Genomic DNA, 15,149 nt, shown 5'->3' on the forward strand with positions numbered 1-15,149 from the left:
AGACAGACCCGCCCTCGCGGCGGGTTCTGCGTTTATGGTCAGAGAGGCATTGATTTACGAATGGCGCTTAACAGCGTTTGGGCACCTTCAGAGAGCGGGGCATCTACCCGCGTCAGGATCCCAATCGGTTCTCCCGCGCCGGGCGATGTTACCGGCAGCGCCGTAAGCACGCCGCGTCGCAGATCGTCCTTCACCGCGCCGGACGGCACAAACCATACGTAGTCATAATCCACCGTAAGCTGGCGCGACAGCGACGCCGAGAGCGTTTCAATACACCCGGAAGGCAGCGTGCAGCCCTGCATTTGCAGCAACGCTTCCGCATTCTGACGCGGAACGGTTCCTTTTGGTGAGACCACCACCGGCCACTCCATCACACGGCTCAGGGTCACGGTGTCCTGCAACAGGGGATGATTCGGACGCACGACCAGCTTCAGCGATTCCAGGAACAGCAGCTCGTAGTTCAGGCCGCTCATCAGTTCCGGATCGGACATCCGCCCAATGCCCAGATCCAGCTCGCCTGACTTCAGGCCCGCCAGCAGCATGGTGTTATTCATGGTCGCGACCTGAAGCGTGGCGTGCTTTTGCTGACGGTGGAACTGGCCGATCGCCGCAGGCAGTATGCCCAGCGCCGCCGTTGGCAGCGCGCCCACGCGCACGATGTCGCTGGCCGGCTCCTCTTTACGGTTTAACGCCTGACCGGCGGTATTGAGGGCATCGAGAACTTTAACGGCATGCGTCAGGAACTGTTCGCCCACGAGCGTAAGCTGAGCCCCCAGACGGCCGCGATCGAACAGGCGGGTTCCGGTAAGCTGTTCCAGTTCGTTCAGCGTTTTGGAGAGTGCAGGCTGACTGAGGTTAAGGGTTTCAGCCGCTCGCCCCAGCGTTCCCTGTTGAGCGACGGCCACAAAAGTATGCAAATGGCGCAAGCGTATGCGCTGACTGAACAGACCATTTTTTTCCATAGGCGATGTTAAAAACAGAGCGACGCGGGTGACAAGTTAAGATGTTTGAATTTGATAACCTGATAGCAAAATATTTTTAACATTTGATCTGTTTGAGTTACAACCGTTTTTCGAAAATGCCCACGCTTTGACCACTCGTCTGCCTGGATCACAATTCGTAAATTCTTCCCAACGAAAGGAACGGGCTTCTCTACACTCCAGGTAGTATTCACTGGAGGCATGACATCATGGCGAACACCATCACGGCTGATGATATTCGGGAACACTTTTCGCAGGCTATGTCGGCGATGTACCAGCAGGAAGTTCCGCAGTACGGCACCTTGCTGGAACTGGTGGCGGACGTTAACCTGGCGGTTCTGGAAAATAACCCACTTTTACATGAACAACTGGCGAACGCAGACGAACTGGCGCGCCTGAATGTTGAACGTCACGGTGCGATCCGCGTTGGCACCGCGCAGGAGCTTTCCACCCTGCGCCGGATCTTCGCCATTATGGGCATGTACCCGGTCAGCTACTACGATCTCTCCCAGGCGGGCGTGCCCGTCCACTCGACGGCGTTTCGTCCGACAGACGATGCGGCGCTCTGCCGTAATCCGTTTCGCATTTTTACCTCGCTGCTGCGCCTGGAGCTGATTGAAAACGTTGCGCTGCGCGAAAGGGCGGCGGAGATCCTCTCCCGGCGCAACATCTTTACGCCGCGCTGTCTGGAACTGATCGACCTGCATGATGCGCAGGGACACTTTACCGAGGCACAGGCGCGCGAATTTGTGCAGGAAGCCTTAGAAACCTTCCGCTGGCATCGCCATGCGACGGTCGATCAGGAAACCTATCTGGCGCTGAGCAACGAACATCGCCTGATTGCCGACGTGGTCTGTTTCCCGGGGTGCCACATCAACCATCTCACGCCGCGCACGCTGGATATCGACCGGGTGCAGGAGCTAATGCCGAAGTACGGCATCGAGCCGAAAATCCTGATTGAAGGCCCGCCGCGCCGCGAGGTGCCGATCCTCCTGCGTCAGACCAGCTTTAAGGCGCTGGAGGAGCCGGTGCTGTTCGCGGGGGAACACAAGGGCACCCATACCGCGCGTTTCGGTGAGATTGAGCAGCGCGGCGTGGCGCTTACGCCGAAAGGGCGCGAGCTGTACGACAGCCTGTTAAACCAGGCCGGGACCGGCAAAGACAACCTGACCCACCAGCTTCACCTGCGCGAGATCTTCAGCGCCTTCCCGGACAGTGAAATGTTCCTGCGCCGTCAGGGGCTGGCTTATTTCCGCTACCGTCTGACCCCGACAGGTGAGGCGCATCGCCACGCTTTTCGTCCCGGCGACGATCCGCAGCCGCTGATCGAGCGCGGCTGGGTTGTGGCACAGCCCATCACCTACGAGGATTTTCTGCCCGTCAGCGCGGCGGGGATCTTCCAGTCGAATCTTGGCAATGAAACGCAGGCGCGCAGCCACGGCAATGCCAGCCGCAATGCCTTCGAAGCCGCGCTCGGCTGTGCGGTGTACGACGAGTTTTCGCTTTACGAGGAGGCGGAAGCGCGCAGCAAACAGCGTTGCGGTTTGCTCTGAAACCGTTACTCTGCGAGGGTGTGATGGAAAAAGAAGGTTGGTATGGAAAATCCCTCCGCCCCTGTGGTTGAAACGCGCCAGGGCGCACTGATTGGTTTTACTGAAGGCGATACCCATGTGTGGTGTGGCATTCCCTATGCGGCACCCCCTGTTGGCCCGTGGCGCTGGCGCTCCCCGCGTCCCCCTGCACGCTGGGATGGCGTGCGTCCGGCGACGGCGTTCTCCGCCTCCAGCTGGCAGAGCAGCGAAAGCTGCCAGGAGCTGGGCGGCGGCGACCCCGGCCAGTTCTCTGAAGACTGCCTGTATCTTAACGTCTGGTCGCCAGTGGCTCGCGCCGCTCCGCTTCCGGTGATGGTCTGGCTGCACGGCGGAGGATTTACCCTCGGCGCTGGCGGGCTGCCTCCGTATAACGGCAGGGCGCTGGCGAAGCGTGGCACGGTGGTGGTGACGATCAATTACCGTCTCGGCCACCTCGGCTTTTTTGCCCATCCGGCGCTGGAGGGGGAGGAAGAGCGCGTGGTGCATAACTTTGCACTGCTCGATCAGATCCAGGCCCTGGAATGGGTGCGCGATAACATTGCCGCGTTCGGCGGCGATCCTGAGAACATCACCGTATTTGGCGAGTCGGCCGGTGCGCGCAGCGTGCTGTCGCTGATGGCTTCCCCGCTTGCGGGAGGACTGTTCCATAAAGCCATTGTGCAAAGCGGGTACACGCTGCCCGACACCCCGCGCGAGCAGGCCATGCATAAAGGCGAAGCGATTGCCGCCCATTTCGGCCTGCACAATGCTACCGCGGAACAGCTTCGCGCGATCCCGCCTGAGGCGTTCTGGCCGCTGACCTCGCCGCTGAATATCGCCCCTGCGCCCATCGTGGGGGATTGCGTTTTGCCTGAGGCCATGCTCGACGTCTTTTTCGCGGCCCGTCAGCATCCTGTACCGGTGATGATTGGGTCAAACAGCGACGAAGCCAGCGTGATGTCGGTATTCGGGGTCGATCTGGCCGGCCAGATCCAGAAGCTTCGCCGTGAGCGGCGCTTTGGCCTGAGGCTAATTAAGCTGCTTTATCCTGGCGTGAAGGGCGATGAGGAACTTGGCAGGCAGGTATGCCGCGACATGGCCTTTACCACCATGGGATACGTGGTAATGCAGGCCCAGCAGCGGGCGGGCGGCATGTGCTGGCGATACTGGTTTGATTATGTGGCCGAAGCGGAGCACGCGACGTACATCAACGGCGCCTGGCACGGCAACGAAGTGCCCTACGTCTTCGATACCCTTGGACAGGTGGAACCTTCGCGGCAGTATGTGAATGAACGCGATCTGGCCTTTGCCGCTCAGGTGGCGGACTACTGGGTGAGCTTCGCCCGGGATGCGGGGGCACGCGATAGCCTGGCAGGGCCCACGCGCTGGCCCGCCTGCCGGAAAGGGCGGGACGTGCTGTTACGTATTGGTGTGAATAAACATGCAGGTTTTCGGCTTGAAAACCGCTTCATGCGTGCCCGTATGAGCCTCTTCAAACGGGTGATGAAACACCACGTCAGCCTCGACTGAGCAGACAGGCGCGAAACGCATCCAGCCCGTTTTCAGGGCCGGGTGCGTCGCGTAATACCAGCCGGTAGCTCGCCCCCGTTTTTATGCTCGTGTCAAAAGGGCGCATCAGCCGTCCGGCGCGCACGTCCTCCTCCACCAGCGTTTCATCCGCGATGGCGATGCCCAGTCCCTGAATGGCGGCGGTAATGGCGAGATCCATGGTTTCGAAGTGTTGATTTTTGAGCATAGCTGGCGGCGGACCCGGCTGTTTCGCCAGCCACAGCGTCCAGTCCGTTTTGTCCCGCGTGGGGTGAAGGAAGGTGAGTGCTTCCAGCGCAGAGCCGTCCCGTAGCGGGCTCATCACCGGGGTTAAGGCCTCTTCGAACAGCAGATCGCCGGCGCTCATGTGCGTCCCAAACACAATCGCCGCGTCACAGGATTCGGTTTTGAAATTGACGTTATGATCGGTGGTGGTGGTCAGCGCAATCTGGAGTTCCGGCTGTTCGCGCTCCACCTGTAGCAGACGCGGCACCAGCCAGCGCATCGCGCAGGTCGGCGCTTTCAGCCGAATTACGGTCTGGTGCGTTCGCGCCTGTTCAGCAACGTTCAGCAGGTGCTCAAAGGCAGATTGCAGCTCCGGCAGCAGGGCGCTTCCCTGTGAGGAGAGACGCAGGCCGCGCGCATGGCGCTCGAACAGCGGGAAGCCGAACCAGCTTTCCAGCGAGGCGATTTTACGGCTTACCGCCCCCTGCGTCAGACAAAGCTCCTTCGCGGCATGGGTAAGATTCAGGTGACGCGCGGTCACGATAAACGTCTCTACGGCATTAAGCGGAAATGAACGACGCGACATATCTCACCTTAGCTATGCATTTTTGTCATGGCTATTATGACAACAATTCGATTGTCCCGACAATGAAGTTGTTGTTTGAATAGTTATGCATTCACCACGAGAAGGGACAGAGGATGACTTTGAAAACGCCGGTGCAGACACGATCCAAATTGCCCGATGTGGGAACCACCATTTTTACCGTTATCGGCCAGCTTTCAGCCCGGCATAACGCCATCAACCTTTCTCAGGGTGCGCCGAATTTTTCCTGCGACCCAAAACTTATCTCCGGCGTGACCCGCGCCATGGAGGCAGGGTATAACCAGTACGCCTCCATGACCGGTCTGCAACCGCTCAGAGAGCGCATCGCGGACAAAATTGCCACGCTCTATGGCACACACTATGACCCGGCGAGTGAGGTGCTGGTGACCGCCAGCGCCAGCGAAGGGCTTTACTCAGCCATCAGCGGGCTGGTTCATCCTGGAGACGAGGTGATCTATTTCGAGCCCTCCTTTGACAGCTATGCGCCGATTGTCCGTCTGCAAGGAGCGACGCCGATTGCCATTAAACTGACGGTACCGTATTTTGCCGTGAACTGGGATGAAGTACGGGCGGCTATAACCCCACGCACGCGGATGATCATCGTCAATACGCCGCACAACCCGAGCGGACAGGTGTTTTCAGCCGCCGATCTGCACCAGCTGGCAGCGCTGACGCGCCACACCGACATCATCATTTTGTCTGACGAAGTGTACGAGCACGTCGTTTTTGATGGCGAACCGCACCACGGAATGGCGACGCACCCGCAGCTGGCGGAGCGCAGCGTGATTATTTCTTCTTTCGGAAAAACCTATCACGTCACCGGCTGGCGCGTGGGTTATTGTGTGGCACCCGCGGAACTGATGGATGAGATATGTAAAGTCCATCAATTTTTAATGTTCTCGGCCGATACGCCGATGCAGTACGCGTTTGCCGAACACATGACCGATCCGCAAACCTGGCTGTCGCTGGCGGCGTTTTATCAGCGCAAGCGCGATCTGCTGCAAAGTTTGCTCGCCGACTCACCGTTCAGGCTGCTACCAAGTGCCGGTTCGTTCTTCCTGCTGGCGGATTACAGCGGCTTTAGCGACGAGCGCGACAGCGAGATGGTGAAAAGGCTGATTGTCGAGTACGGGGTTGCCACCATTCCGCTGTCGGCGTTTTATGCCGATGGCACGGACAATAAGTTAATCCGTCTCTCTTTTGCGAAAGATGAGGCGACGTTACGGGCAGGTGCCCAGGCCCTTTGTCGGGTTACACCACGTTAAGGAATTTGAGATGAAATTACGCGCGTTAGTTGTCGGCATGGGACTGTTGTGTTCATTCTCGTCGTTTGCCGCTACCGAGTTGCGATACGGGCTGGAAGCGGAATATCCGCCGTTTGAAAGCCGCAATGCGTCAGGGGAGCTGGAAGGGTTTGACGTAGAGCTGGGAAATGCCATCTGTAAAGCCGCCGAGCTGAAGTGCAGCTGGGTTGAAACCTCGTTTGATGCGCTGATCCCCGGTCTGGTGGCGAAAAAGTTCGACGCCATAAACTCGGCGATGAACATCACCGAACAGCGTCGCAAAAGCATTGATTTCACCCAGCCCATCTATCGCATTCCCTCCCAGCTGGTGGGCAAAGCCGGTTCTGCGGTAGAGGCTACCCCCGAAGGGCTGAAGGGCAAAACCATCGGCGTTCTCCAGGGTTCAATTCAGGAAACTTACGCCAAAGAGCACTGGGAAAAGCACGGTGTCACCGTGGTGTCTTATAAAGATCAGAATATGGCCTGGGGAGATCTGCTGAATGGCCGCATCGATGCCTCGCTGGTCATGTCAGCGGCCGGGCAGGCAGGTTTCCTCAGTAAGCCGCAGGGTAAAGGGTTTGGCTTTATCGGCAAACCGGTGTCGGACGACACCATCCTCGGCAGTGGGATCGGCTTTGGGCTGCGTAAGGGGGATGAGGCCACCAAAAAGCAGCTTGATGCCGCAATTGATAAAGTACGTGCCGACGGCACGATTGCTAAACTGGCTGATAAGTACTTCCCGGGTATCGATGTCAGCGTAAAATAACCGCCTCGTTGGTCCCGGCTGTCGATGTCCAGCCGGGACATTTTTATACATAACTTTACCCCTTTTTCAGGCCGTTCTGGTCGACAGAAAATATTTCTCGGTTTGTTCAGATAATCACCCGCCAACAATTGGATTCTTAACCGTTTTTGTTTAGGCTGTGCGTTCTTTCTTGCCGTCATTTCGCTGCGCGCGAAACTCATTCACACGACCATAAGGACGTTTTCTCAGGCATGAATCGCAGACGTTTTCTCAAAGGTTCCCTGGCAATGGCTGCCCTGAGCGGCACTTCTGGCCTTGCTTCTCTGTTTTCCCAGGCGGCGTATGCTGCTGACTCCGACATTGCCGACGGTCAGAGCCGTCGCTTTGACTTCTCTGTTCTGCAATCCATGGCGCACGATCTGGCGAAAACCGCGTGGGGCGGTGCGCCGCGTCCGCTGCCGGAAACGCTGGCCACCATGACGCCGCAGGCGTACAACGCCATCCGTTACGATGAGAAGCAGTCGCTGTGGAATAACATTGAAGGCCGTCAGCTGGACGCCCAGTTCTTCCATATGGGGATGGGGTTCCGCCGCCGCGTGCGCATGTTCTCGCTGGATCAAACCACCTCTCAGGCGCGTGAGATCCACTTCCGGCCTGAGCTGTTCAGCTACGGCGATACGGGCGTGGATACCCGCCAGCTTGAAGGGCAGAGCGACCTCGGCTTCGCCGGATTCCGCGTCTTTAAAGCGCCGGAACTGGCGCGACGCGATATCGTTTCGTTCCTGGGCGCGAGCTACTTCCGCGCAGTGGATGATACCTACCAGTACGGCCTTTCCGCGCGCGGGCTGGCGGTGGATACCTTTACCGACACCCCGGAAGAGTTCCCGGATTTCACCTCCTTCTGGTTTGAAACCGTTAAGCCGGGTGATACCACCTTTACCGTCTATGCGCTGCTGGACAGCCCGAGCATTACCGGTGCCTATAAGTTTGTGATCCACTGTGAGAAGAGTCAGGTGATCATGGACGTCGAAAACCATCTCTATGCGCGCAAAGACATCAAGCAGCTCGGCATCGCACCAATGACCAGCATGTTCAGCTGCGGCAACAACGAACGCCGCATGTGCGACACCATACATCCGCAGATCCATGATTCAGACCGCCTGGCGATGTGGCGCGGTAACGGGGAGTGGATCTGCCGACCGCTGAACAACCCGCAAAAGCTGCAATTCAACGCCTACCTGGATAAAAACCCGAAAGGCTTTGGTTTGTTACAGCTTGACCGTGACTTCTCCCATTACCAGGACGTCATGGGCTGGTATAACAAGCGACCAAGCCTGTGGGTCGAGCCGCGCAACAACTGGGGGAAAGGATCCATCGCCCTGATGGAGATCCCGACAACCGGCGAGACGCTCGATAACGTGGTCTGCTTCTGGCAGCCGGAGAAACCGGTGCAGGCGGGTGATGAGCTGGACTTCAAATACCGTCTCTACTGGAGCGCGCAGCCGCCGGTGCGTTCCCCGCTGGCAAACGTCTACGCTACCCGTACCGGTATGGGCGGCTTCCCGGAGGGCTGGGCGCCGGGTGAAAATTACCCGAAAGTGTGGGCCCGTCGCTTTGCCATTGACTTCGTCGGGGGCGATCTGAAGGCCGCCGCACCGAAGGGCATTGAGCCGGTGATTACCCTGTCCAGCGGTGAAGCGAAGCAGGTGGAGATCCTCTATGTCGAACCGTTCGACGGGTATCGCATTCTGTTTGACTGGTATCCAACCTCTGACTCCACCGAGCCGGTGGATATGCGCCTGTTCCTGCGCTGTCAGGGCGATGCCATCAGCGAGACCTGGCTGTACCAGTACTTCCCGCCCGCGCCGGACAAACGTAACTACGTTGACGACCGGATCATGCGCTAGTCCTTATGGGTTTGTGCCGGGTGGCGGCTTCGCCTTACCCGGCCTGCTCTGGACGCATTTGTAGGCCGGGTAAGCGTTAGCGCCACCCGGCAATTAAGAGGCACTATGTCTTCAGAAATCATTCCCGTTAACCAGGAAATCGAGCTTCGCGCCGTCGAAGAGCGCTATACCACCGATCTGCATAACCTCGTAATCAAAAACAAAACCTGGCTGCAAACCGCCTTCGACTGGGCGCAGCATGTCGGCAGCGAAGAGGACACGCGCCGCAACGTGCAGAGCAATCAGATGCTGCACCAGCGCGGTTACGCCAAAATGTTCCTGATTTTCATGAAGGACGAGCTGGTGGGCGTGCTGTCCTTCAACGCGATCGAGCCTGCGAATAAGACCGGGTACATTGGCTACTGGCTTGACGAGGCGCATCAGGGGCAGGGTATTCTTTCTCAGGCGCTCCAGGCGTTTATGCGCTATTACGTTGAGCGCGGCGAGATCCGCCGCTTTGTGATCAAGTGTCGCGTGGATAACCAGAGCAGTAACCGGGTGGCGCAGCGCAACGGTTTCACGCTGGAAGGTTGTTTGCGGAAAGCGGAAATGCTCAACGGGCGTTACGATGATGTGAACCTGTACGCCAGAATCTTCCCGCTATAGCGCCCCCAGCAGCGGCGTCCGGGTGATCCGCGTGTCGCCGTTGATCACTTTGGCTCCCCGGACGTGAATGCTTTCACCCTCCAGCGCCTCGATAACCGCATCGTCCGTTATTTCCACCTGATGCTCAATCAGGACATCGCCGCTGATACGCGCCCGCCCCTGAATAACCACTTTGTCATCAATCAGGATTGGCCCGCCGCGTAACCACGCCTCGCCGCCTATTAATACGTGGTGTTTGATGACGCAGTTGCCTTCAACGAGGGCGTTTTCCGCGACCTGTGAACTGTACCGCACGGTCGGGATGGCATCATCCTCCAGACCGGCCAGCAGACGGGCGTTGCCGTACACTTTGGCGCAGTCGCACACCCAGACGTTATTCAGCGCGTTGCCCTCAAGAATGGCGCGATCGAACACCTCGGCACGGTGCTCAACAAAGGCCCAGGTCACCATGGCATCGCCGTAGATTTGCGCCTGATGCACAATACGCGACTGGCTGACCGTGGCTCGGTCATAAATTTGCAGGATCTGCTCACGGTCGGGTGTCAGCCCTTTGGCTGCAATCACCAGGCTATTATGCAGCACCCGCGCGTCACCGGCGATACGACATTCCCCGCGTACGGTGGAGTGCTGAATGGTGACGTTGTCACTTATTACCGCCCCGTGACTAACCTCTGCCGCGTCAAGCCAGCCGTTGCCGCCAACGTGTGCGCGGTGGCTTACGATGCAGGGTTGGGTGAGGCGGGCGTTACCGGATATCCTGGCCCCGGCAAACACCACGCTGTTTTCATCGTAAACCCAGCAATCCCCGTCCTGGGCGAGCGCGTGTTCATCCTCAACCCAACCGCCTTTAGTCCCGCTGGTCACATCGTTAAAATCCTTCACGGCAATAATTTGTCTGAGAGGCGTTGTGCACGGTGTTGATCCGTCCTGCCAGCGCCAGAGACGCGTTTCATTGCTGAGCCGATATTTTGTCATCGTGTTATCCCTGAAAAGCCTTTCAATAAACGTAGCAAAGTTTTGGTTTTTCGAAGTGCTGGCGTCCGCACAGGAAACCCCTTAAAATGGCATTTAAAATACATTTTAAACTTTAAAAAAAATGCATAACCTAAACCAACGCGTTCTTAACTTGCCCGCCGGGTATTTCGGTATGGTCCTCGGGACCATAGGTATGGGGTTCGCCTGGCGTTATGCCAGCACCATCTGGCCGGTGACGCGCTGGCCGGGCGAGATCCTGGTGGCGCTGGCGGTGGCGATCTGGTTCCTTCTGAGCGTGGCGTTTCTTACCCGTGCGGTACGGTTTCCACATAGCGTGTTGGCCGAGATGCGGCATCCGGTAATGAGCAGTTTTGTCAGCCTGTTTCCTGCCACAACGCTGCTGGTGGCCATCGGCTTTGTGCCGTGGTATCGCCCGGTGGCGCTGGGGTTGTTTAGCGTGGGCGTGGTGATCCAGCTTGCGTATGCCGCCTGGCAAAGCGCCGGGCTGTGGCGCGGCAAGCATCCGGAAGAAGCCACGACGCCGGGACTCTATCTGCCGACGGTGGCGAACAATTTTATCAGCGCGATGGCCTGCGGTGCGCTAGGCTTCCACGACGCGGGGCTGGTGTTCCTTGGTGCCGGGGTCTTTTCCTGGCTGAGCCTGGAGCCGGTCATTTTACAACGCCTGCGCAGCGCGGGCGAGCTGCCCGCTGCCCTTCGTACCTCGCTCGGGATCCAGCTTGCGCCTGCCCTGGTGGCCTGTAGCGCCTGGTTTAGCGTCAACGGCGGCGAAGCGGACACCTTCGCCAAAATGCTTTTCGGCTATGGCCTGTTGCAACTCCTGTTTATGCTGCGTCTGATGCCGTGGTATCTGTCGCAGCCGTTCAACGCGTCGTTCTGGAGCTTCTCGTTCGGGGTGTCGGCGCTGGCGACCACCGGTTTACATCTTGGGCAGAGCAGTCCGTCAGGGTTCTTTCATGCCCTCGCTGTTCCCCTGTTTATTTTCACCAACGTCATCATCGCGATGCTGCTGGTCCGTACTTTTATCTTGCTGATGCAGGGCAAACTTCTGGTGCGCGCTGATAAGGCACTGCTTATGCAATCTGAGGAAAAATAATGACTGTCGATGAAAACTACTTTACTGAGAAATATGGGCTGACCCGCACGCACTCAGAGGTGCTGCTCAGCGCGGACATTGTTAAGCCGGGAAAAACGCTCGATCTCGGTTGCGGAAATGGCCGTAACAGCCTCTACCTCGCTGCCAATGGCCATGACGTGACGGCGTGGGATAAAAACCCGATGAGCATCGATAACATTGAGCGCATTAAGGCGGCGGAAGGGATCGCGAATCTGCAAACGGCGATTAAGGATCTGAACAACCTGACCTTTGACGGCGAATACGACTTTATTCTTTCCACCGTCGTGTTGATGTTCCTCGAAGCGAATACCATCCCTGGTCTTATCGCCAATATGCAGCGTTGCACTAAACCAGGCGGCTATAACCTGATCGTTGCCGCCATGGATACGGAGGATTATCCGTGCACCGTCGGCTTCCCGTTTGCCTTCAAACCCGGTGAACTGAGTAACTACTACGAAGGTTGGGAGCTGATCAAGTACAACGAAGAGGTGGGGGAACTCCACCGTACCGATGCCAACGGGAACCGTATCAAGCTGCGCTTCGCCACCATGCTCGCACGCAAGCCCGCTTAACGCGCGGCCAGCAGACAGAGTTGCAGTGCAGTGCGACAGGAGGCCTCGAACGACGACAGCGGTAAAAACTCAAACTTCGAGTGGAAGTTATGGGCGCCGGTGAAGAAGTTCGGGGTGAGCAGGCCTTTAGCTGACAGGGCCGCCCCATCCGTGCCACCGCGCATGGGGATCGGTTTTGGGGTGATGCCGAGCGACTCCATCGCCTCGAACATCAGGTCGATCGCGCGGCGGTCTTCGCCAATCGCATTGCTGATATTGCTGTAGGTATCTTCAATGCGATACTCCACGTTTGCCGTGGGATGCTGCGCGGCTATTTGCGCCGCCACATCGGCAATTTGCTGCTTGCGGGCGGCAAAACCGTCTTTGTCAAAATCACGAATGTTGGCTTTCAGCACCGCTTCGTTTTGCCCGGCCTGGATGCCGTTAAACCAGATATAACCTTCGCGCCCCTCGGTGCATTCCGGGGTTTGCCGGCGATCGAAATGGCTGATGAAATCCGTTGCCATCAGCAGCGGATTGACCAGCACCCCTTTGGCGGACATCGGGTGCGCCGTGACGCCGGTAAAGCGAATTTCAGCCGCCGCCGCGTTAAAGTTCTCGTAAACAATTTCGCCCAGCTCGCAGCAGTCGATGGTCCAGGCAAAATCGACGTCGAAGCGCTTTAAATCCAGCGCTTTCGCGCCGCACAGGCCAATCTCTTCATCGGGCACAAACGCCACCACAATATCGCCATGGTTGTGCTCAGCGGTGAGGTTTTCCAGCACCGTCATGACCACGGTGACGGCCGCTTTATTATCTGCGCCTAATACGCTGGTTCCGTCGCTGAAAATAATCTCCTCATCATGATAAGCCAGAATTTCCGGGTGCTCTTTTACGCGCAGCCAAATATCTTTCTCTTTATTCAGACAGAGATCATCCCCCGTAAAGGTTAATATTTGTGGATGAATATCCGGGGATAAACCGACGTCGACGGTGTCGATATGGGTAATAAAACCAATACGCGGCGCGCCGGGAACATTACCTTTTTTCACGGCGGTAACGGTGGCGAACTCATCAATCACAATATCGTCTAACCCCAGCGTTTCCAGCTCCTTCGCCAGCTCCCGCGCCATGTCGTGCTGGCCCGGGGTGGAGGGCAGGGTTTTGACTTTCGGGTCGCTCTGGCTGGTGATGGCGAGATAGCGGAAAAAGCGTTGGGTTAATTGTCTGGAGAGTTCCGAGCCCATAGTGTTTCCTTCTGTATTTATTTTTCATGTGTTTGCGCCATCACTTTAATGTTATTTATGAAATGGCAAAAGAAGTAATTAGCCGTCGAATTAAAAAGACAGGAATAAATGATGAAAAGCACATTCACAATGATAACGCTGGCGCTTGCTGCACTGACGGTCAGTTCCACCGTCGCGGCAAAAACGCTGGTGTATTGCTCCGAAGGATCGCCGGAAAATTTCAATCCTCAGCTCTATACGTCGGGGACCAGCGTGGACGCCAGCGCCGTACCGGTTTATAACCGTCTGGTCGATTTCAAACCGGGCACTACCGAACTGGTGCCGAGCCTGGCGGAAAGCTGGGAGGTAAGCGAGGATGGCAAGGTCTACACCTTCCACCTGCGCAAAGGGGTGAAATTCCACAGTAATAAGCTGTTCACGCCGACGCGCGATTTCAACGCGGACGACGTGATTTTCTCGTTTATGCGCCAGAAGGATGTGAATCATCCTTACCATAACGTCTCCAACGGCAGTTATTCCAACTTCGAAAGTCTGGAGTTCGGCAGCCTGATTACCGCCATTGATAAAGTTGACGATCGCACCGTGCGCTTCACCCTGGCGCATCCGGAAGCGCCGTTTGTCGCTGACCTGGCGTGGTACTTTGCCTCCATTCTGTCGGCAGAGTACGCCGATGCCATGCTGAAAGCGGGCACGCCAGAAAAGGTCGATATGCAGCCGATTGGCACCGGGCCGTTTAAGCTGTCGCAATATCAGAAGGATTCCCGCATCCTCTTTACCGCTTTCCCTGACTACTGGCAGGGAAAATCGAAGCTGGATCGTCTGGTGTTCACCATCACGCCGGACGCCTCGGTACGTTTTGCCAAAGTCGATAAGAATGAGTGTCAGGTGATGCCGTTCCCGAACCCGGCGGACCTGCCGCGTATGAAGGCTAACAAAGACATCAACCTGATGAGCAAGGCCGGTCTGAATACCGGTTTCCTGGCGTTTAACACGCAAAAGCCGCCGCTGGATAACGTAAAAGTGCGCCAGGCGCTGGCGATGGCGATTAACAAACCGGCCATCATTGAGGCGGTCTTCCACGGCACCGGCACGGCGGCAAAAAACCTGCTGCCGCCTGGCGTCTGGAGTGCCGACAGCGAGCTGAAAGACTACGATTACGATCCAGAAAAAGCGAAAGCGCTGTTAAAGGAGGCGGGGTTTGCCAACGGCGTAAGCATCGATCTGTGGGCCATGCCCGTGCAACGGCCGTATAACCCGAACGCGAAGCGTATGGCGGAGATGATCCAGGCGGACTGGGCGAAAGTTGGCGTGCAGACCAAAATCGTGACCTACGAATGGGGCGAATACCTGAAGCGCGTGAAGGGCGGGGAGCATCAGGCTGCGCTGATGGGCTGGACAACGGCGACGGGGGATCCAGATAACTTCTTCGGCCCGCTGTTTACCTGTACGTCCGCCAACGGCGGGTCGAATTCGGCGAAATGGTGTTATAAGCCGTTTGATAACCTGATTGCCGAAGCAAAATCGATAACCGATCGCGAAAAACGCGTGGCGCTGTACAAGCAGGCGCAGCAGATGATGCACGATCAAATGCCGGCGGTAATGATTGCTCATTCAACGATTTTTGAGCCAGTCCGTAAAGAGGTCACGGGCTATGAAATTGATCCCTTCGGCAAACACCTGTTCTGGCAAGTGGACCTGAAAGAGTAATTTTCACTGCCCGGTTTCGGTCG

Annotated in this window: 13 protein-coding genes; 9 read left to right on the forward strand and 4 right to left on the reverse strand. The window is 57.3% G+C overall.

Annotated features, from left to right (window positions below; translation table 11 throughout):
• Positions 1 to 38 precede the first annotated feature (38 nt).
• Positions 39 to 962, reverse strand: coding sequence for a LysR substrate-binding domain-containing protein (locus SK47_RS09990; protein ID WP_003857247.1), 924 nt, complete (start codon positions 960 to 962; stop codon positions 39 to 41).
• 227 nt (positions 963 to 1,189) lie between these two features.
• Here SK47_RS09990 and SK47_RS09995 point away from each other — a divergent pair, with 227 nt between their 5' ends.
• Complete coding sequence (locus tag SK47_RS09995) at positions 1,190 to 2,533, forward strand: 2-oxoadipate dioxygenase/decarboxylase HglS (protein ID WP_003857245.1); 1,344 nt, start codon at positions 1,190 to 1,192, stop codon at positions 2,531 to 2,533.
• A gap of 42 nt (positions 2,534 to 2,575) precedes the next feature.
• Entirely contained in the window at positions 2,576 to 4,081 is a 1,506-nt protein-coding gene (locus SK47_RS10000; RefSeq protein WP_048244046.1) for a carboxylesterase/lipase family protein, read from the forward strand.
• Here the strand turns inward: SK47_RS10000 and SK47_RS10005 are convergent.
• Entirely contained in the window at positions 4,068 to 4,910 is an 843-nt protein-coding gene (locus SK47_RS10005) for a LysR family transcriptional regulator (RefSeq protein ID WP_048244048.1), read from the reverse strand. The genes SK47_RS10000 and SK47_RS10005 overlap by 14 nt on opposite strands.
• A gap of 113 nt (positions 4,911 to 5,023) precedes the next feature.
• Between SK47_RS10005 and SK47_RS10010 the strand changes: the two genes are divergently transcribed.
• The 4 genes from SK47_RS10010 to rimL all read left to right on the forward strand — a co-directional run bounded on the left by SK47_RS10010 (position 5,024) and on the right by rimL (position 9,508).
• The gene (locus SK47_RS10010) at positions 5,024 to 6,193 is read left to right on the forward strand and encodes a pyridoxal phosphate-dependent aminotransferase (RefSeq protein WP_003857239.1); all 1,170 of its coding nucleotides are present in this window, start codon (positions 5,024 to 5,026) and stop codon (positions 6,191 to 6,193) included.
• 10 nt (positions 6,194 to 6,203) lie between these two features.
• Positions 6,204 to 6,977, forward strand: coding sequence for an ABC transporter substrate-binding protein (locus SK47_RS10015; protein ID WP_048244050.1), 774 nt, complete (start codon positions 6,204 to 6,206; stop codon positions 6,975 to 6,977).
• A gap of 230 nt (positions 6,978 to 7,207) precedes the next feature.
• A complete protein-coding gene (locus SK47_RS10020; RefSeq protein ID WP_045334842.1) occupies positions 7,208 to 8,863 on the forward strand; it encodes a glucan biosynthesis protein D in 1,656 nt (551 codons plus the stop codon).
• A 105-nt stretch (positions 8,864 to 8,968) separates the two neighbouring features.
• Positions 8,969 to 9,508: a 50S ribosomal protein L7/L12-serine acetyltransferase gene (gene rimL / locus SK47_RS10025; protein ID WP_045346283.1), complete on the forward strand. Its 540-nt coding sequence runs from the start codon at positions 8,969 to 8,971 to the stop codon at positions 9,506 to 9,508.
• On the opposite strand, the gene ydcK is transcribed toward rimL, so the two are convergent.
• Positions 9,503 to 10,483: a YdcK family protein gene (gene ydcK, locus SK47_RS10030; protein WP_048244052.1), complete on the reverse strand. Its 981-nt coding sequence runs from the start codon at positions 10,481 to 10,483 to the stop codon at positions 9,503 to 9,505. The genes rimL and ydcK overlap by 6 nt on opposite strands.
• A gap of 121 nt (positions 10,484 to 10,604) precedes the next feature.
• Here ydcK and tehA point away from each other — a divergent pair, with 121 nt between their 5' ends.
• Both tehA and tehB read left to right on the forward strand, forming a co-directional pair.
• Positions 10,605 to 11,600 (forward strand): dicarboxylate transporter/tellurite-resistance protein TehA, encoded by a 996-nt coding sequence (gene tehA / locus SK47_RS10035; protein ID WP_023324635.1) that lies wholly within the window; start codon positions 10,605 to 10,607, stop codon positions 11,598 to 11,600.
• Positions 11,600 to 12,193: a tellurite resistance methyltransferase TehB gene (gene tehB / locus SK47_RS10040; protein WP_003857227.1), complete on the forward strand. Its 594-nt coding sequence runs from the start codon at positions 11,600 to 11,602 to the stop codon at positions 12,191 to 12,193. Before tehA ends, tehB begins: the two co-directional genes overlap by 1 nt.
• Here tehB and pepT read toward each other — a convergent pair.
• Positions 12,190 to 13,419 (reverse strand): peptidase T, encoded by a 1,230-nt coding sequence (pepT, locus tag SK47_RS10045; protein WP_022651180.1) that lies wholly within the window; start codon positions 13,417 to 13,419, stop codon positions 12,190 to 12,192. The genes tehB and pepT overlap by 4 nt on opposite strands.
• 111 nt (positions 13,420 to 13,530) lie before the next feature.
• Here pepT and SK47_RS10050 point away from each other — a divergent pair, with 111 nt between their 5' ends.
• Positions 13,531 to 15,126: an ABC transporter substrate-binding protein gene (locus SK47_RS10050; protein WP_045896795.1), complete on the forward strand. Its 1,596-nt coding sequence runs from the start codon at positions 13,531 to 13,533 to the stop codon at positions 15,124 to 15,126.
• The last annotated feature ends 23 nt before the right edge of the window (positions 15,127 to 15,149 follow it).

The organism is Enterobacter sp. BWH52 (assembly GCF_001037565.1).
GTDB lineage: Bacteria > Pseudomonadota > Gammaproteobacteria > Enterobacterales > Enterobacteriaceae > Enterobacter > Enterobacter hormaechei_C.

Excerpts from the sequence above, each read along its gene's own strand:
- ydcK (WP_048244052.1), bottom strand. The coding sequence starts at position 10,483 with ATGACAAAATATCGGCTCAGCAATGAAACGCGTCTCTGGCGCTGGCAG.
- tehA (WP_023324635.1), top strand. The coding sequence starts at position 10,605 with ATGCATAACCTAAACCAACGCGTTCTTAACTTGCCCGCCGGGTATTTC.
- SK47_RS09990 (WP_003857247.1), bottom strand. The coding sequence starts at position 962 with ATGGAAAAAAATGGTCTGTTCAGTCAGCGCATACGCTTGCGCCATTTG.
- rimL (WP_045346283.1), top strand. The coding sequence starts at position 8,969 with ATGTCTTCAGAAATCATTCCCGTTAACCAGGAAATCGAGCTTCGCGCC.
- SK47_RS09995 (WP_003857245.1), top strand. The coding sequence starts at position 1,190 with ATGGCGAACACCATCACGGCTGATGATATTCGGGAACACTTTTCGCAG.
- pepT (WP_022651180.1), bottom strand. The coding sequence starts at position 13,419 with ATGGGCTCGGAACTCTCCAGACAATTAACCCAACGCTTTTTCCGCTAT.
- SK47_RS10010 (WP_003857239.1), top strand. The coding sequence starts at position 5,024 with ATGACTTTGAAAACGCCGGTGCAGACACGATCCAAATTGCCCGATGTG.
- SK47_RS10050 (WP_045896795.1), top strand. The coding sequence starts at position 13,531 with ATGAAAAGCACATTCACAATGATAACGCTGGCGCTTGCTGCACTGACG.
- SK47_RS10015 (WP_048244050.1), top strand. The coding sequence starts at position 6,204 with ATGAAATTACGCGCGTTAGTTGTCGGCATGGGACTGTTGTGTTCATTC.
- SK47_RS10000 (WP_048244046.1), top strand. The coding sequence starts at position 2,576 with ATGGAAAATCCCTCCGCCCCTGTGGTTGAAACGCGCCAGGGCGCACTG.
- tehB (WP_003857227.1), top strand. The coding sequence starts at position 11,600 with ATGACTGTCGATGAAAACTACTTTACTGAGAAATATGGGCTGACCCGC.
- SK47_RS10005 (WP_048244048.1), bottom strand. The coding sequence starts at position 4,910 with ATGTCGCGTCGTTCATTTCCGCTTAATGCCGTAGAGACGTTTATCGTG.
- SK47_RS10020 (WP_045334842.1), top strand. The coding sequence starts at position 7,208 with ATGAATCGCAGACGTTTTCTCAAAGGTTCCCTGGCAATGGCTGCCCTG.